A 17502-nucleotide genomic window follows, 5' to 3' on the forward strand; every position below is an offset into this window, starting at 1 on the left:
CGAGCCGTGCCAGGCTCAGCGCGGGCCGGACCAGGACCCGGTCCCGGCCGCCGCGGCGAGCTCCTCGGCGACCCCGTCGTGGTCGTCCGCGAGCAGCCCGACCGTGACCCGCAGGTGCTGCTGGCCGCGCGGCTCGCGGGGCAGCACCTCGAAGGGGGTGCCGGCGGCGGCGCCGATCCCGCGGCTGGCCAGGCGGAGCAGCGCGCCCACCTCGTCGCGCACCGGCAGCCACAGGTTGATGCCGTCCGCGGCCGTCACGCTCACCCCGTGGTCGGCCAGCGAGCTCCGCATCCTGTCCCGCCGGCCGGCGTACGCGCCGCGTGCCCGCTCCACCTGACGCACGGCCTCCTCGTCGGTGAGCAGGTGCAGCAGCACGCCCTGCAGCAGCCGGCTGGACCAGCCCTGCCCCAGGTAGCGACGGTCGTTGAGCTGGTCGATCATCCGTGACGGGCCGGAGACCGCGGCCAGCCGCAGGTCCGGGCCGTGGGACTTGGAGAAGCTCCGGACGTGCAGGGTGTCGGCGGGCAGCCAGCGCCCCAGGCTGAGCGCGTCGGCGGCCGAGGTGGCGCCGGCCGCGTCGTCCTCCACGACCAGCACCCCGCTCCCCGCGAGCACGGCGGCCAGCTGCTCGGCCCGGCCGGCTGTCATCGAGACGCCGGTCGGGTTCTGCGCCCGTGGCTGCAGGACCAGCATCCGGGCCGCGCCCAGGTGCGCCTCCAGCTCCGCGGGCAGCACGCCCTCGTCGTCCATCCGCAGCCCCTGGACGTGGGCGCCGACCGACTCCAGCAGGTCGAGCAGCGGCGGGAAGCACGGGTGCTCGACCAGCACCACGTCCCCCCACCGCAGGTGCAGCGCGACGATCTGCTGCACCGCGTCCATGGCGCCGTCGACGACGGTCAGCCCCTGCGCGGCGTAGGGCCAGTCGGCCCTCAGCACCTCCGCCAGCCGCGGCAGCGTCGGGTCGTCGAGATAGCTGCTGTGCCCGGCGCGCGCGCCGTCCGACGTGGTGGCCTGAACGGCCAGCGCCGCGCCGAGGTCGGGCAGCAGCGCGGGGTCGGGGACCCCCGAGGAGAGGTCGAGCGCGAAGGACTGCGTGTGCTCGAGCGCCCGCCGGTAGCGGGTCGGGGCCGCCCGCGTCGCCGCCACGGTGGTGCCGCGCCGGCCGTCGGTGCGCAGCGTGCCGGCCCGGGCCAGCAGGCTCCAGGCCGCGCTCACCGTCGTGGGGGAGAGGCCCAGGTGGGCGGCGACCGACCGGATCGGAGGCAACCGGTCGCCCTCGGTCAGCTCGCCGACCCGGATGGCAGCGCTGACCGCCTGCGCCAGGCCCCGGCTGGACGGGTCGGTCAGGTGCCGCGAGAGGACGTCGAGCATGTTTTGTAACATAGCAGAACAGACATTGTGCGGCACCGTGGTGACGCGTACTGTGCGGGACATGACCACGACCTCCATCGACCACTGGATCGACGGCGCCCGCGTCGCCGGCACCTCCGGCCGCACCGCACCCGTCTTCAACCCCGCCACCGGCGCCCGCAGCGCCGACGTCGCGCTCGCGTCGGTGGAGGAGGTCGACGCCGCGGTGGCCTCCGCCCGCGCGGCAGCCACGCAGTGGCGCCGCTCGTCGCTGTCGCGGCGCTCGGAGGTGCTGTTCGCGTTCCGCCAGCTGCTGCACGAACGCTCCGACGAGCTCGCCCACATCGTCACCGCGGAGCACGGCAAGGTGCTCTCCGACGCGGCCGGGGAGATCGCCCGCGGCCTCGAGAACGTGGAGTTCGCCACCGGGGTCCCGAACCTGCTCAAGGGCGGGTTCTCCGAGCAGGCGTCGACCGGGGTCGACGTGTACTCGATCCGGCAGCCGCTCGGGGTGGTCGCCGGCATCACGCCGTTCAACTTCCCGGTCATGGTGCCGATGTGGATGTGCGCGAACGCGATCGCCACCGGCAACGCCTTCGTCCTCAAGCCGAGCGAGAAGGACCCCTCTGCGGCGCTGTTCCTCGCCGAGCTCTGGAAGGAGGCCGGGCTGCCCGACGGCGTCTTCACCGTCGTCCAGGGCGACAAGGAGGCGGTCGACCGGCTGCTCGTGCATCCCGACGTCGCCGCGGTCAGCTTCGTCGGCTCGACGCCGATCGCCCGGTACATCTACGAGACCGGAACCGCCCACGGCAAGCGCGTGCAGGCCCTCGGTGGCGCGAAGAACCACATGGTGGTGCTGCCCGACGCCGAGCTCGATCTGGCCGCCGACGCGGCGGTGTCGGCCGGTTACGGTGCCGCGGGTGAGCGCTGCATGGCGATCTCGGTCGTGGTCGCGGTCGGCGACGTCGGGGACCGGCTCGTCGACGCGATCGCGTTGCGGCTGCCCAAGCTGGTGATCGGCGACGGCGCCGAGCCCGGCACGGACATGGGTCCGCTGATCACCGCCGAGCACCGCGACAAGGTGGCCGGCTACATCGCGGCCGGCGAGAGCTCCGGCGCCCGGGTGGTCGTGGACGGCCGCGAGAGCGCCGTACCGGAGGAGGGCTTCTTCCTCGGCACCACGCTGCTCGACCACGTCGCCCCGCAGATGAGCGTCTACACCGACGAGATCTTCGGTCCGGTGCTGTCGGTCGTGCGCGCCGAGACCTACGAGGAGGCGGTCGCGCTGATCAACTCCAACCAGTACGCCAACGGCACCGCGATCTTCACCCGGGACGGCGGGGCCGCGCGGCAGTTCCAGTTCGACGTCGAGGTCGGCATGGTCGGCATCAACGTGCCGATCCCGGTCCCGGTGGCCTACTACTCCTTCGGTGGCTGGAAGTCCTCGCTGTTCGGCGACTCCCACATGTACGGCCCCGAGGGGATCAACTTCTACACCCGCGGCAAGGTGGTCACCTCCCGCTGGCCGGATCCGGCGACCTCCTCGGTCGACCTCGGCTTCCCGCGGACCCGGTGAGCGCGATGACCACCACGACGCCGGACGCGACCGGCGCCCCCGCTGGGCCGACCGCCGCGCACGGGCGCCTCGACGAGGCCGAGGTACGCCGCCTCGACCGTGCGCACGTGTTCCACTCCTGGTCCGCGCAGGCGACGATCGACCCGATGCCGGTCGCCGGCGCCGAGGGCTCCTGGTTCTGGGACCACTCGGGTCGCCGCTACCTGGACTTCTCCTCGCAGCTGGTCAACGTCAACATCGGCTACCAGCACCCGAAGCTGGTCGCGGCGATCCAGGAGCAGGCCGGCCGGCTGCTGACCGTCTCGCCGGCGTTCGCCGAGGAGTCCCGTAGCCGCGCCGCCGCGATGATCGCCGAGCGGGCCCCCGGAGCGCTCAACAAGGTGTTCTTCACCAACGGCGGTGCCGAGGCGGTCGAGAACGCCGTCCGGATGGCGCGGCTGCACACCGGGCGGCACAAGGTGATGGCCGCCTACCGCAGCTACCACGGCGCCACCGCCGGCGCGATCGCGCTCACCGGCGACCCGCGGCGCTGGGCCTCCGAGCCGGGGGCCGCGGGAGTGGTGCGCTACTGGGGCCCCTACCTGTACCGGTCCGCCTTCCACGCCACCACCGAGCAGGAGGAGTGCGAGCGCGCGCTGCAGCACCTGCGTGACCTGGTCATGGTCGAGGGCGCCCAGACGATCGCGGCGATCCTGCTGGAGTCGGTGGTCGGCACCAACGGGATCCTCGTGCCGCCGGACGGCTACCTCGCCGGGGTGCGGCAGATCTGCGACGAGTTCGGCATCGTGATGGTCGCCGACGAGGTGATGGCCGGCTTCGGCCGCTGCGGCGAGTGGTTCGCCGTCGACCACTGGGACGTCGAACCGGACCTGATCACCTTCGCCAAGGGCGTGAACTCCGGCTACGTGCCGCTGGGCGGGGTGCTGATCAGCGACGAGATCGCGGCCACCTTCGACCACCGTCCGTTCCCGGGCGGCCTCACCTACTCCGGGCACCCGCTGGCCTGCGCGTCGGCGGTGGCCTCGATCGAGGTCTTCGAGGAGGAAGGCATCCTCGCGCACGCCCGGCACCTCGGCGACGACGTGATCGGGCCGGGGCTGCGCGAGCTCGCGCAGCGCCACTCCAGCGTGGGCGAGGTCCGCGGCCTCGGGGTGTTCTGGGCCGTGGAGCTGGTGCGCGACCGCACGACGCGTGAGCCGCTGGTGCCCTACAACGCCACCGGCGCGGACGCCGCCCCGATGAACGCCGTCGTCGGCGCCTGCAAGGAGCGCGGACTGTGGCCGTTCGCCCACTTCAACCGGATCCACGTGGTGCCGCCGTGCACGACCAGCGACGAGGAGGTCCGGCACGGGCTGGCGATCCTCGACGAGGCGCTGCTCGTCGCCGACGAGCAGGCCGCGTCCCGGTGAGCCACCGCCTGCTCTCGCCGGACGTCCGGACCGCGGCGCTCTCCGAGGACCTCCCCGCCGGCGACGTGGTCGTCGACGGGGAGCCACGCGCCCGGCTGGCCGAGCTGCTCGACACCGAGCACGGCGGGATCGGGCTGTGGGAGATGACCGCCGGCGTGGCCGAGGACACCGAGACCGACGAGCTCTTCCTGGTGCTCGAGGGATCCGGCACCGTCAGCTTCGAGGACGGCGAGAGCATCCGGCTCGAGCCCGGAGTGCTGGTGCGGCTGACCCGCGGCGAGCGCGCCACCTGGTCGGTGCAGGACCAGCTGCGCAAGCTCTACGTCTCGCTCTGAGCCTCGCCCCGCTCGGCTGTCGCAACGGTGCCCGTCGTCGCTGTCGCAACGGTGTCCATCGTCGCTGTCGCAACGGTGTCCATCGTCGCTGTCGCAACGGCGTTCCGGATCGCCCGGGCCACCACCTCCACCGCCGCCGTCTCCAGCACCACCGGCTCCTCCTCCCGGCCGGTCCCGTCGGCGGTGCTCAGCACGAAGACCGTGTCGCCGTCGTACGACGTGTGCACCGGCCGCACCGCCAGGGCCAGCCCGTCGTGCGACACCACCGCCAGCCGGTGCGCCCGGGTGCGGGTCAGCACGACATCGGTGGCGACCACGACCAGCGTGGTGTTCGCGGCGGCCAGCGGAGCACGCGCCAGCCCGTCCGCGAGCAGGGTCTCCACCGCGCCGACGCCGGCGAGCACCGTGCCGTCGGCGGCCACCACGTCGCCGACCGCGTTGACCACGGCCATCGCGGCGACCACGCCGCCGCCGGGCAGCGCCCGCGACGCGGTGCCGATCCCGCCGTCGACGGCCCGGTCGGGGCCCAGCAGCTTGCCGACCGTCGCCCCGGTCCCGGCGCCGAACAGCCCGTTCCCGCACGGCGAGCCCGGCTCCGCGTCCACGCACGCGTGCACCCCGGCCGCGGCGTCCGGCCGGGCCTGAGCCGAGCCCACGCCCAAGTCGTAGACCACCGCCGCGGGCACGATCGGCACCACCGCGTGCCCGGTCGGCAGCCCGACGCCCCGCTCCGCGAGGTAGGACATCACCCCGTCGGCCGCGGCCAGGCCGAACGCCGAGCCACCGGCCAGGACCACCGCGTGCACGCGTTCGACCAGCCGGCCCGGGGCGAGCAGGTCGGTCTCCCGGGTGCCCGGGGCCGCGCCCCGGACGTCGACCGCCGCGACCGCACCGTGCGGCGGCGGGAGCACGACGCTGCAGCCGGTCAGGCCGACCGGGTCGGTCCAGTGGCCGACCCGGATGCCCGGCACGTCGGTGATGTCGTCGTGCAGGTCGCCGTACTCCTCGTCCATGCCCCGAACCTAGCCCGAGCCGGCGGATCGTCGCGGTGCGGTTCGGCAGCCGCTCGGACAGGCACTCGCCGACCGTCCGAGCGCACGCCGAGCGTGCCGGTGCTCGCGCGGCGGGTCGAGTGCATGTCCGAGCGGTGCTTGACCGGCCGCCGCCGCGGGGTCGACCCTGGTCGCTGACGACGACGGAGGGGGAGACACATGGCCGAGCTGACGCCCTACCTCGCGGTCCGGGACGCCCGGGGCGCCATCGACTGGTACGTCGAGCACCTCGGCGCCCGGGTCACCTACGAGCCGATCGTGATGCCGGACGGCCGGATCGGCCACACCCAGCTCAGCGTCGACGGCGCCAGCTGGATGATGGCCGACGAGCATCCCGAGCTGCACGTCCAGGCGCCGGACCCACAGCGCGGCGCCTCCGTCACGCTGCACCTCACTACCGGCGACGTCGACGCCCTCACCCGCCGGGCGGTCGCGGGGGGCGCCACGCTCGACCGTGGCCCGGAGGACTCGCCCGCCGGCCGGGTGGCCGTGCTGCGCGATCCGTTCGGCCACCGGTGGCTGTTCAACCAGCTGGCCTGAGGGAAAGACCGAGGAACCCCGGCCCGGTCCCGGGCAGTGGTCACTCGCCGGCGGCCGGAACCTCGACGGACAGCAGGCGGGCGAGCTCCTCGACGAGCCGCTGCCGCAGCGGGGCGCCCCGCTCGGCGAACGCACGCTGGGCGGCGACGTACTCCTGCTTGCCCTCGGCGGTCTCCACCCGGACGGGGGAGTAGCCGAGCGCGGAGAGGTCGTACGGCGAGGCGCGCATGTCGAGCACCCGGATCTCGCGGGCGAGCTCGAAGCAGTCCGCGACCAGCTCGGAGGCCACCAGCGGGGTGAGTCGGAAGGCGTGCTTGTAGAGGTCCATCCCGGCGTGCAGGCATCCCGGCTGCTCGAAGGCGGGCCGGTCGTCGCGGCCGGGCTGCAGCAGGTTGCGCGGCCGGGCGGCGTCGGTGAAGAACCGGAACGCGTCGAAGTGCGAGCAGGCGATCCGGTGCGACTCGACGACCCCGTCGGTGCCGTCCGGCCCGAGCCGCAACGGCCAGGCGGCGTGCCGGACCTGCTCCTGATCCTGGCGGTAGACCATCGCCCACTCGTGCATCCCGAAGCAGCCGAGCTGCGGCGCCCGGGAGGCGGTGGCGCCCAGCAGCCGGTGCAGCGACTCGAGCACGGGCCGCTGCGCGGCGAGGTGCCGGGCGGAGACCGCGGCACCGCCCGGGACGGCGGCGTAGCCCTTGACCGGGAGGTACTCCTCGGCGCCGGCCAGCACGACGCCGTACCCCGGGTGCCAGCGGCGCAGGCCGGCCGGACGCTGGGAGTAGTAGGTGAAGAGGAAGTCCTCGACCGGGTGCGGCAGACCGGCCCGGCGCCGCTCGAGATGCGGTTGGACCCAGGCGTCAACGCGTGCCTCGTGGGCCGCCCGGCGGGCCGTCCACGTCGGCTCGTCGAGCAGCACGCCGGTCCCGGATCCACGTGTCTGCACAGGGCCGAGGGTAGTGGCGGGCGGGTCGCCGCCGCGCCGGTAGGCTCAGATGGTGCGTATCGCTAGGTTCACCACTGGAGACGACCCGCAGTACGGCGTGGTCACGGGCGAGGTCGACGAGCTGGGCATCCCCGGCGACGACTCCGTCATCGTGGCGCTCGCCGGCGACCCGTTGTACGTCGGCGTGCAGCTGACCGACAAGGAGGTGCCGCTCTCCGAGGTCCGGCTGCTCGCGCCGGTCCTGCCACGGAGCAAGGTGGTGGGGATCGGCAAGAACTACGCCGCGCACGCCGCCGAGATGGGGGGCGACGTCCCGGCCGAGCCGCTGATGTTCCTCAAGCCCAACACCTCGGTCGTGGGCCCCGGCGACCCGATCTTCTACCCCCGGCAGACCAGCAACCTGCACTACGAGGGCGAGCTCGCTGTGGTGATCGGGCGGATCTGCCGCGACGTCACCCCCGAGCGGGTGGCCGAGGTGATCTACGGCTACACGGTCGCCAACGACGTCACCGCGCGCGACCTGCAGCGCAGCGACGTGCAGTTCACCCGGGCCAAGAGCTTCGACTCCTTCTGCCCGCTCGGCCCGTGGATCGAGACCGAGCTCGACCCCGCCGACCTCAAGGTGCAGACGCACCTCAACGGTGACCTGGTTCAGGACGGCTCCACCAAGGACATGATCTTCGACGTCCCGTCGCTGGTCGCGTTCGTGTCCTCGGTGATGACGCTGCTGCCCGGCGACGTGATCCTCACCGGCACCCCCGAGGGTGTCGGTCCCATGAACGTCGGCGACGAGGTCGAAGTGACCGTCGCCGGCATCGGCTCTTTGGCGAACAAGGTGGTTTCCCGTGACTGACAGCCCGATGCCTCCGGTGCGGGTGCGCTTCTGCCCCTCACCGACCGGGAGCCCGCACGTCGGTCTGGCCCGGACCGCCTTGTTCAACTGGGCGTTCGCGCGCCACCACGGCGGGACGTTCGTGTTCCGCATCGAGGACACCGACGCCGCCCGCGACTCCCAGGAGTCCTACGACACGCTGCTCGAGGTGATGCGCTGGCTGGGCTTCGACTGGGACGAGGGCCCCGAGGTCGGCGGCCCCTTCGGGCCCTACCGGCAGTCCGAGCGCTACGACCTCTACGCCGACGTGGCCGCCCGGCTGCTCGAGGCCGGCCGTGCCTACCGCTGCTACTGCTCGGCAGAAGAGCTCGAGGAGCGCAACGAGAAGGCCCGGTCGGAGGGGCGCGCTCCCGGGTACGACGGGCACTGCCGCACGCTCACCGAGGAGCAGGTCGCGGCCTACGAGGCCGAGGGCCGTCGCCCGGTCGTCCGCTTCCGGATGCCCGAGCAGGCGATCACGTTCGACGACCTGGTGCGCGGGGAGATCACGTTCCAGCCGGAGAACGTGCCCGACTACGTGCTGGTGCGCGGCAACGGTCACCCGCTCTACACGCTGGTGAACCCGGTCGATGACGCGCTGATGGAGATCACGCACGTGCTGCGCGGCGAGGACCTGCTCTCTTCCACGCCCCGCCAGATCGCGCTCTACGACGCCCTCGCGGAGATCGGGGTGGGCACCGGAGTCACGCCCCGCTTCGGTCACCTGCCCTACGTCATGGGCCAGGGCAACAAGAAGCTCTCCAAGCGCGACCCCGAGGCGAACCTGCTCGGCTACCGCGACCGGGGCTTCCTGCCGGAGGGGCTGCTGAACTACCTGGCGCTGCTCGGCTGGGCGATCGCCGAGGACCGCGACATCTTCTCGATGACCGAGATGGTCGAGGCGTTCACCATCGAGCGGGTCAACCCCAACCCTGCCCGCTTCGACCTCAAGAAGGCCGAGGCGATCAACGCCACGCACCTGCGGGCGCTCCCGGTCGAGGACCTGACCGAGCGGATGGTGCCCTACCTGCAGGGCGCCGGTGTCCTCGGCTCCGAGGTCGGCGAGGACCAGCGGGCGCTGCTCACCGCCGCGGCGCCCCTGGTGCAGGAGCGGATGACCACGCTCGCGGAGGCCGTCGACATGCTGGGCTTCCTGTTCGTCGACGAGACGGGCTTCACCCGCGACCCGGCCGACGCCGCGAAGCTGCTCGACGAGAACGGCCGGAGCGTGGTCAAGGCGGCGCACGAGGCGCTCGCGGCGCTGCCGACCTGGACGACCGAGGCCATCGACGAGGCGCTGCGGACCGCGCTGGTCGAGGAGATGGGGCTCAAGCCGCGCAACGCCTTCGGCCCCGTGCGGGTGGCGGTCACCGGTCGGCGGATCTCGCCACCGCTCTTCGAATCCTTGGAACTGCTGGGCAGGGACCGTTCGTTGGGCAGACTGAGCAGCGCCCAGGACGCCTGAGCGTCCGTGACAGCAGACCCTGGGAGGGGCCGATGAGCGAGCACACGCCGGAGCAGGGCGAACCGCGTCCGCAGCAGGGTGCGCCCTCCGGCTCGTGGCCGCCTCCGCAGTACCCCTCCCAGCGGCCCGCGCCGGCGTACCCAGCGCCTCCGACCCCGCCGCCGGACACCGGCCGGCAGCAGCCGCCGTACGCCGTCCCCGGCTACCCGCAGGGCCCGTACGCCGGCCCGTACGGCGCGCCGGCCGGTCAGGGCGGCCTCCCGGTCCCCGCGGCCGGCGCCCTGCCGTCCTACCCGCACCCCGGGCCGGTGCCGTACCACCTGATGCTGCGCACCTGGAGCTACCGCTGGTGGAAGCCGCTGGCCGGCCTCGCCCTGCTGATGGTGCTGTTCCTCGGCGTCCAGGTGCTGGTGGCCGGCGCGCTGTTCGTGATCGCCGCGTTCCAGCCCGGCCCGTTCATGGACAACCTGACGAAGGTCAGTGACCTGAGCACGGTCACACCGACGTTCCTGCTGCTGCTCAACATCTCCCTCGGGGCGCTGATCCTGGCGACCTGGGCGGTGATGCGGGTGGTGCACCGGATGCGGCCGCGCTGGCTGACCTCGGTGCAGCCGAAGATGCGGTGGTCGTTCTTCTGGGCCTGCATCGGCCTCTCGGTCGTGGCGCTGGTGGCCTCGATCGTGGTCGGTCAGCTGGTCCCCGGTGACGCGGGGCCCGTCGGGGACCTGAAGCTCAACGACTTCACCCTCACCACCGCCCTGCTCGCGGTGATCGTGTTCCTCACCACGCCGTTCCAGGCCGCAGGGGAGGAGTACTTCTTCCGGGGCTACCTGATGCAGGCGATCGGCTCGCTGCTGGGCTTCCGCTCCGACCGGTGGGTGCAGCTGATGGCGAAGTGGACGGCCATCGTGGTCACCGCCCTGCTGTTCGCCGCAGCCCACGGTGCGCAGAACTTCCCGCTGTTCTTCGACCGGTTCGCCTTCGGGCTGATCGCCGGCTGGCTGGTGGTCCACACCGGCGGCCTGGAGGCGGGCATCGCGATGCACATCCTGAACAACTTCCTGGCCTTCGGGCTGGCGCTGATGCTCGGCGACATCAGCGAGAGCCTCAACGTGAGCTCGATCTCGTGGTGGAACATCCCGGTGACCGTCACCCAGGCCGGTGTCTACGCGCTGCTGGTGGTCTGGCTGGCCCGGAAGATGGGTCTGCGCAGGCAGACCCAGCCACCCGTGCCGAGCCCGGAGAGCGAGCCGCTGCCGATGCCCGTGTGAGCGCGCTCACCCCAGCCGTCGCAGGCGTGTGCGCGTTTTGGTGCCGGAGTCCGGGACGTGTATTCTCAACCGGGCTTCGAGAGAAGCAAATCCCATGGGGTATGGGGTAATTGGCAGCCCGACTGGTTCTGGTCCAGTTAGTCTAGGTTCGAGTCCTAGTACCCCAGCGATTTGGTTGAGATCACTGGCAGACGCTAGAGTTTCGACCGCTTCAAGGCCCCCGTTGTGTAGTGGCCTAGCACGCCGCCCTCTCAAGGCGGTAGCGCGGGTTCGAATCCCGTCGGGGGTACATAGATCGACAGGGGTCCTGGTCAGCAGCTTTGCTGGTCAGGGCCCCTGCGGCATTTCCGGACGAATCCAATTCGGGTAACAGCGGTCAGTCAGCCCCCGGCTGCGAGACCGGCGATCGCCACCCGCCGCTGCGCCGAACCCGGTCTTGAAGGTGCTGACCCAGACGAGGAACACACGACCAGCCGATAGATCTTGTTCCCGTCCCGTCCCCGGACCCGCTTGTGGGGGACCGGCCTTGGCAATCACCTGTCGAGCACGTTGGTGCGCTGCGCGATGGCGGCGGCCTCAGTGCGAGAGCTGGCGTGCAGCTTGCCGAGGATGTTCGACACGTGTACCGAAGCGGTCTTGGGCGAGATGAAGAGCTCGGTCGCGATCCGGTTGTTGCTGTAACCGCGGGTGATGAGCGCAAGAACCTCCATCTCGCGCGCGGTCAGTCCGGTGGCACCAGGCGCCCGTCCCGAACCTGCGGCGGGTCCGAGGCCGGTGTTCCGGGCGATCTGCACGGTAGCGACCTCGAGCGGAGCGGCTCCGAGTTGGTGGGCGATGTCGCGCGCCGACTGCAGGGCATCGCGCGCCTCCTTGTTGCAGCCGCTCCGGGCCTGGGCGGTGGCGAGGCCCAGCAGCGCAAGGCATCGTTCCCGTAGCCAGCCGGCCGCGATCCACGCCTCTGCGGCGGCCGCCCAGGGTGCCGGGTCGCTGGGGCGGTCGAGGCGGGAGAGCTCGGCGGTGAGGTGGAGGTCCCAGGCGACGCCGACGTCTCCGATGCGGTGGAGCCTCGCGGCGACCACCTGGCATGTCGCGAGGTCGTCGCGTGCCTCCTTGGTCGAGCGGGCGGGACGACCGGCGATCTCGTCCACGTTGACCTTGACCGCGGACATAAGCGGCCGCCACATCGCGTGTGAGGCCGATTCTGGATGTGGTTTCGACCATAGGGTGCCCAGGATCGTCCGGGCGCGAGCGGCGTGGGAGCGGGCGACTGCCAGCTCGGCCTCTAGCCAGATGGTCTCCCAGACGGCGCGCCACGATGTCGAGTCCACCGTGTCGAGGTGGGACCTCACGGTCGTGGCACACCGCTCGGCGGTGCGCAGGTTGCCGCGCCAGCAGTGCAGCAGACCGGCCAGTGCACAGAGCGAGTAGGTCAGGCTGTCGTCGTCCACGTCTTGGCATGCCTCGTCGAGTCGGGACAGTGCGTGGTCCCAGTCGCCGAGCGCGATCTCCGAGTCAGCCGCGGTATGGGTGAAGGTGGCGTAGAGCTGAAGGGACTTTCGTGGCTGCGGCAAGGCTGCAAGGGCGGCATTGGCCGTCGCGTATGCGTCTTGGTGCTTGCCGGTCGCTGCGAGCGCCTCGGCCATGCACGCGTCGCACTCGAGACCGACCTGAGGGGACACGGCCTCACACCGCGGTCGCAGGTTCGCGTAGAAGCGAGCCGCCTCCTCGGCGCGGCCGGCCACGCACAACATCACGTCGGCCCGGCAGTGCTCGGCGTACAGAAGCTCCTCCTCGGGGGTGATCCATGTCAGGGCGGTTCGGTGGCGCCCGGACTCCCGGTACACCTGGACGGCGAGCTCGGCTGCCTGAACCGCACGGTCGGCGAGGACCGACGCGGACTGGGGGTCCGTCTCTTGCAGGGCGAAGCTGGCATCGCCCGCCGCGCGGGACAGCCAGGGGTTGGACAGAGGGCAGGAGCGCAGCAGTTGGACCTCCGCCCCGGTGGGTTGCCAGTCGACGCCGTCGAACTCTCTGCGCGTGTAGGCGATGGAGAGGTCGCGGACCTGGTTCTGCCCGCCCGTGAGCCGAACCGCCCCGAGGGTCTCGGCGAGGTCGGAACGCCCGGCCATGCGGGCCCAGAACAAGCTGGAGCGGAGCAGCGCATCCTGCTCGATCCCGGCGCGTTGCGTGGCATCCGGAACCGACGGCCACAGCTCGAGAGCCCTGGCTAGCAGACCGACCGCCTCGGCGTCGGCCAGCACCTGATGCGCCAATGCCGCACCGGTAAGAACCGCATCGAGGGCACGGCTGTTGTCGCCGGCTCCAGCCCAGTGGTGAGCCGCCGCGATGCGGGCGAACGGGTCACCGGTCGACTCCGCCGACATCTCGAGTTGCTTGGCCCAGCGCTCGTGCCAACGCCGCCGGTCCCCGGGCAGGAGCCCAGCCTCGACCGACTCGCGCAGTAGCGCGTGCCTGAAGCGGTAGCCGCTGCCGTCCGGCTCCGGCACCAGAACTGACTCCGCTACCGCGGTCGCGATCCCCGCCAGCGCTCGGTGCTCGCCTCCGGCAACGGCGACCAGCACGTCGTGCGGAAGCCGGCCACTCTCCACGGACGCAGCTTCCACCGTGGCCCGGGCATCATCGTCGAGGCTCTCGATTTCCCCGCGGACCATCGACCGGACCGGGCTCGGCACCCGCCCGTCGGGCAGCCCTTCTCGGGCCAGCAGCTCGGTGTAGAACGGAAGCCCGCCACTGAGGAGAGCCACCGTGTGTACGACTCCCGCGCCGCTCCGCAACCCCGTCAGAGCCCGTAAGTGCTCGGCCACCTGGCTGCGCGTGAAAGGCTGCAGGACGATCTGGTCAACGAGCGGGACCCGCAGCAGCTCCGCAATCACGTCGTCGGCACCAGGCGACGCCGTGTCCTCCGTGCGGACGGTTGCCATCATCACCAGATTGGGCGGCCCCTCCACCCGAAGCAGGTAGGAGACCAGGTTCCGCGTCGCTCGATCTGCCCACTGCAGGTCCTCCAACCACAGCCAGATCACCCGGCCGGTTCCCCGTCCTGCACGGTCCAGACCAGCGACGAACGCATCGAGCACGTGTACACCGCCAGACCGGTCGACATCGGCCTCAGACGCGGCGCGGCGGTAGTCTCCGGTGTCGAGGTCCGGAACCAGCGCTGCCAGCGGTCGGGCTGCGGGACCAAGCATCTGCCGTGCGCCACCTGGGCCGCGTTCGCGGACCAGGTGCCGCAGCGCCTCGGCCACGGCTGCGTACGGGATCTCCTCTCCGTACAGGTCCACGCAGTGTCCGACGAGAACGAGATCCCCCTCGCGCCGGCCGCGCCGGACCGCCTCTTCGACCAGCCGGGACTTACCGACGCCGGGCGGCCCACAGACCAGCACTGCGCCACGCAGGCCGGCGCGGGCGGCGTCCACGGCCGCGCCCAACTCGCTGAGCTCGGCGTCGCGTGCGATCAGGTCTGCGGTCCGCAGCCGCACCATGCTTCCAGGATGCGCAGCCGGCGGGGAGTTGTCATCCTGTTCCCGCGTCCCTGCCTGAAATGCGACGACCAGCCGCCCTCGGGTTGGTCCTTTGCCGGCCTCCCGGGATCCGCCCGCGTCCGGCAATCTCTGGACCTCTCCCATCTTTCCCGCTCGCACGTCGTGTCTGATTCCCGCTAGCGGCGGCCCCCGGTCCGGGAGAGAATCGTGGTCATGGACATCGAGGACACCGAGGCCTGCTACCGGGCCGTGAAGGCGCGGGACCGTCGTTTCGACGGCGTCTTCTACACCGGCGTCACGTCCACCGGGATCTACTGCCGCCCGTCCTGCCCGGCGATCACGCCGCAGCGGCGCAACGTCACCTTCCACCGCACCGCGGCCGCCGCCCAGGCGGCCGGCTTCCGGGCCTGCAAGCGCTGCCTGCCCGACGCCACGCCCGGCTCACCGGACTGGGACGTCGCCGCCGACCTCGCCGGCCGGGCGATGCGGCTGATCGCCGACGGCGTGGTGGAGCGGGACGGGGTCGAGGGGCTGGCCCGCCGGGTCGGCTACACCTCCCGGCACCTGAACCGGCTGCTGGTCGCCGAGCTCGGCGCCGGGCCCCTGGCACTGGCCCGGGCCCGCCGGGCGCAGACCGGCCGGATCCTCATCGAGACGACCGCGATGCCGTTCGCGGACGTCGCCTTCGCCGCCGGCTTCGCCAGCATCCGGCAGTTCAACGACACCATCCGAGAGGTGTACGCCGCCTCGCCGACCGAGCTGCGCGCGGCACGCGCCGCCTCGGCCCCCGGTCGCGGCCGGAGCGCCCGCGCGGTCAGCCCCGCCGGTGCGGCGGCCACCGACCGTGCGGACGGTGTGGCCGGTCAGCTGGAGCTGAGGCTCGCGGTGCGGGCCCCGTACGCCGCCGCCGAGATGCTGACCTTCCTGGCCGTGCACGCGGTCGCCGGGGTCGAGGCCGCCGGACCCGGCTGGTACGCCCGCACGCTGCGGCTGCCGCACGGACCCGGCCGGGTGGTGCTGGAGCTCGACGACGGGGTGGGCGCGCGAGGACACGTCCGGTGCCGCCTGCAGGTCGGCGACCTGCGCGACGTCGCCGCCGCGGTCGAGCGCTGCCGACGGCTGCTGGACGCCGACTGCGACCCGCTCGCCGTCGAGGACGCGCTGTCCGCCGACGTGGTGCTGGCCCGGCTGGTCCGCAGCCGTCCCGGCCTGCGGGTGCCCGGCCACGTCGACGGCGACGAGGTGGCGATCCGCACCGTGATCGGCCAGCAGGTCTCGCTCGCTGCGGCCGCCACCGTCACCGGCCGGCTCGTCGAGCGGTACGGCGAGCCCTGCGGGGTGGCCGGTGGGGCGGCCGGTGCGGACGACGCCGACCGGCTGTTCCCGCGCGCGGAGGTGCTCGCCGGGCTCGACCCCGAGGAGCTGCCGATGCCGCGCTCACGCGGCCGGGCCCTGGTGGCGCTGTGCCGGGCGCTCGCCGACGGCGAGATCCCGCTCGACCGCAGCATGGACCGCGACGACGTACGCTCGCGGATGATGGCGCTGCCGGGGATCGGGCCCTGGACGGCCGACTACGTGGCGCTGCGGGCTCTCGGCCACCCCGACGTGTTCCTGCCCACCGACATCGGCGTCCGCAACGCCCTGCGCGGGCTGGGGGAGCCGGTCGACCGGCTGGCGGCCCGCGCCGAGCAGTGGCGGCCCTGGCGCTCCTATGCCCTGCTGCACCTGTGGTCGTCGCTGGCGCTGCTGCGTCCCGCCGACCCCGACCCGACCGGCCGGTCACGTGACCGGGTCGACCGGACCGTCCCGACCTCGGGGCCTGGCCCCGTCACGAAGGAGATGTGAGACCGATGTGGACCACGATGGAGTCCCCGGCCGGGACGATGCGGGTCGTCGCCTCCCGGGACGCGATCACCGACTTCGAGTTCTGGGACGGCGACAACGCCAGTGGGTCGCCCCGGTCCTCCACCGCCGTGGCGGCGGCGCGGGCCGCCGGGCGACCGGTCGGCCAGCGGACCGACGACGACCCGTTGCTGCGCGAGGCGGTGCGGCAGATGACGGCCTACTTCGCGCGCGACCTCAAGGAGTTCGACCTGCCGGTGCGCCCGGAGGGCACGCCGTTCCAGCAGCGCGTGTGGGAGCAGCTGCGGCGGATCGGTTACGGCGAGACCGCGTCGTACGGCGAGATCGCGCGCCGGATGGGGATGACCAACGCCGCCTCGCGGGCGGTCGGGCTCGCCAACGGGCGCAACCCGATCGCGATCGTGATCCCGTGCCACCGGGTGCTCGGTGCGCAGGGCAAGCTGGTCGGCTACGCCGGCGGCCTGGAGCGCAAGCAGATGCTGCTCGAGCTCGAGCAGGACGCCCTGTTCTGAGCGGGTCTACTCGGCGGCGCGGCGCAGCGACTCGGAGAGCCGCTCGGCCGCGGCGAGCACGGCGGGAGCGTGCATCCGGCCCGGCTGGCGGCTGAGGCGCTCGAGCGGACCGGAGACCGAGACCGCGGCGATGATCTTGCCAGAGGGGGAGCGGACCGGCGCGGACACCGAGGCGACGCCCTGCTCGCGCTCGCCCACGGACTGTGCCCAGCCGCGACGGCGGATGCCCGAGAGCGCGGTGGCGGAGTACGCGGCGTTCTGCAGCCCGCGGTGCATGCGCTCGGGGTCCTCCCAGGCGAGCAGCACCTGGGCCGCCGAGCCGGCGCGCATGGTCAGCTGCGAGCCGACCGGGATCGTGTCGCGCAGTCCCGAGGGCCGCTCGGCGGCGGCGACGCAGACCCGGTAGTCACCCTGGCGACGCCACAGCTGCGCGGACTCGCCGGTGATGTCGCGCAGGCGGGCGAGGACGGGGCCGGCGGCGGCGAGGAGACGGTCCTCGCCGGCTGCCGCGGACAGCTCGGCCAGCCGGGGCCCGAGCACGAACCGGCCCTGCATGTCCCGCGCCACCAGGCGGTGGTGCTCCAGCGCGACGGCCAGCCGGTGCGCGGTGGGGCGCGCCAGCCCGGTGCCGGCCACCAGACCGGCCAGCGTGGCCGGTCCGGACTCCAGCGCCGCGAGCACCAGCGCGGCTTTGTCGAGAACGCCGACTCCGCTAGAGTTGTCCATACTCTGATAATGCCGTCTCAGATGCTGGAAAGCAAGTCAGTCGGCGGGTGATCATGGGCCGGAAAACAGACGACGGGGACGCACCC

14 protein-coding genes and 2 tRNA genes are annotated in these 17502 nt (G+C 72.6%); 11 read left to right on the plus strand and 5 right to left on the minus strand.

Annotated features, from left to right (window positions below; genetic code table 11):
* Positions 1-15: 15 nt before the first annotated feature.
* Positions 16-1371: an aminotransferase-like domain-containing protein gene (locus H9L09_RS16400; protein ID WP_187577915.1), complete on the minus strand. Its 1356-nt coding sequence runs from the start codon at positions 1369-1371 to the stop codon at positions 16-18.
* 61 nt (positions 1372-1432) lie between these two features.
* Between H9L09_RS16400 and H9L09_RS16405 the strand changes: the two genes are divergently transcribed.
* Genes H9L09_RS16405 through H9L09_RS16415 form a run of 3 tightly spaced genes read left to right on the plus strand, consistent with a single transcriptional unit; the run spans position 1433 to position 4670 of the window.
* A complete protein-coding gene (locus H9L09_RS16405; RefSeq protein ID WP_187577916.1) occupies positions 1433-2926 on the plus strand; it encodes a CoA-acylating methylmalonate-semialdehyde dehydrogenase in 1494 nt (497 codons plus the stop codon).
* Between the two features lie 5 nt (positions 2927-2931).
* On the plus strand, positions 2932-4335 hold the full coding sequence (locus H9L09_RS16410; RefSeq protein WP_187577917.1) for an aspartate aminotransferase family protein: 1404 nt from the start codon (positions 2932-2934) through the stop codon (positions 4333-4335).
* Positions 4332-4670: a cupin domain-containing protein gene (locus H9L09_RS16415; RefSeq protein WP_223164089.1), complete on the plus strand. Its 339-nt coding sequence runs from the start codon at positions 4332-4334 to the stop codon at positions 4668-4670. The genes H9L09_RS16410 and H9L09_RS16415 overlap by 4 nt, the downstream gene beginning before the upstream one ends.
* On the opposite strand, the gene H9L09_RS16420 is transcribed toward H9L09_RS16415, so the two are convergent.
* The gene (locus tag H9L09_RS16420; protein ID WP_187577918.1) at positions 4655-5683 is read right to left on the minus strand and encodes a P1 family peptidase; all 1029 of its coding nucleotides are present in this window, start codon (positions 5681-5683) and stop codon (positions 4655-4657) included. The genes H9L09_RS16415 and H9L09_RS16420 overlap by 16 nt on opposite strands.
* 198 nt (positions 5684-5881) lie before the next feature.
* On the opposite strand from H9L09_RS16420, the gene H9L09_RS16425 reads away from it, so the two are divergent.
* Positions 5882-6262 carry a VOC family protein gene (locus H9L09_RS16425; protein WP_187577919.1) on the plus strand — a complete coding sequence of 127 codons (381 nt, stop codon included), beginning with the start codon at positions 5882-5884 and terminating at the stop codon, positions 6260-6262.
* 40 nt (positions 6263-6302) lie between these two features.
* On the opposite strand, the gene H9L09_RS16430 is transcribed toward H9L09_RS16425, so the two are convergent.
* Entirely contained in the window at positions 6303-7205 is a 903-nt protein-coding gene (locus H9L09_RS16430; RefSeq protein ID WP_187577920.1) for a 3-methyladenine DNA glycosylase, read from the minus strand.
* 52 nt (positions 7206-7257) lie between these two features.
* Between H9L09_RS16430 and H9L09_RS16435 the strand changes: the two genes are divergently transcribed.
* From H9L09_RS16435 to H9L09_RS16455, 5 genes are all read left to right on the plus strand, one after another.
* A complete protein-coding gene (locus tag H9L09_RS16435; protein WP_187577921.1) occupies positions 7258-8058 on the plus strand; it encodes a fumarylacetoacetate hydrolase family protein in 801 nt (266 codons plus the stop codon).
* A 7-nt stretch (positions 8059-8065) separates the two neighbouring features.
* The gene (gene gltX / locus H9L09_RS16440; RefSeq protein ID WP_187580950.1) at positions 8066-9541 is read left to right on the plus strand and encodes a glutamate--tRNA ligase; all 1476 of its coding nucleotides are present in this window, start codon (positions 8066-8068) and stop codon (positions 9539-9541) included.
* A 32-nt stretch (positions 9542-9573) separates the two neighbouring features.
* Entirely contained in the window at positions 9574-10812 is a 1239-nt protein-coding gene (locus H9L09_RS16445) for a CPBP family intramembrane glutamic endopeptidase (RefSeq protein WP_187577922.1), read from the plus strand.
* Positions 10813-10907: 95 nt separating this feature from the next.
* A tRNA-Gln gene (locus H9L09_RS16450) sits at positions 10908-10979 on the plus strand.
* Positions 10980-11028: 49 nt separating this feature from the next.
* Positions 11029-11101: transfer RNA gene (locus tag H9L09_RS16455), tRNA-Glu, on the plus strand.
* Positions 11102-11345: 244 nt separating this feature from the next.
* On the opposite strand, the gene H9L09_RS16460 is transcribed toward H9L09_RS16455, so the two are convergent.
* The gene (locus tag H9L09_RS16460; RefSeq protein ID WP_187577923.1) at positions 11346-14315 is read right to left on the minus strand and encodes a helix-turn-helix transcriptional regulator; all 2970 of its coding nucleotides are present in this window, start codon (positions 14313-14315) and stop codon (positions 11346-11348) included.
* Positions 14316-14528: 213 nt separating this feature from the next.
* Here H9L09_RS16460 and H9L09_RS16465 point away from each other — a divergent pair, with 213 nt between their 5' ends.
* Entirely contained in the window at positions 14529-16160 is a 1632-nt protein-coding gene (locus tag H9L09_RS16465) for a DNA-3-methyladenine glycosylase 2 (RefSeq protein ID WP_187577924.1), read from the plus strand.
* Between the two features lie 5 nt (positions 16161-16165).
* The gene (locus H9L09_RS22535; protein WP_187577925.1) at positions 16166-16690 is read left to right on the plus strand and encodes a methylated-DNA--[protein]-cysteine S-methyltransferase; all 525 of its coding nucleotides are present in this window, start codon (positions 16166-16168) and stop codon (positions 16688-16690) included.
* Between the two features lie 6 nt (positions 16691-16696).
* On the opposite strand, the gene H9L09_RS16475 is transcribed toward H9L09_RS22535, so the two are convergent.
* The gene (locus H9L09_RS16475) at positions 16697-17416 is read right to left on the minus strand and encodes an IclR family transcriptional regulator (protein ID WP_187577926.1); all 720 of its coding nucleotides are present in this window, start codon (positions 17414-17416) and stop codon (positions 16697-16699) included.
* Positions 17417-17502 lie beyond the last annotated feature (86 nt).

Origin of the sequence: Nocardioides mesophilus, assembly GCF_014395785.1 — a bacterium.
Taxonomy (GTDB): Bacteria; Actinomycetota; Actinomycetes; order Propionibacteriales; family Nocardioidaceae; genus Nocardioides_B; species Nocardioides_B mesophilus.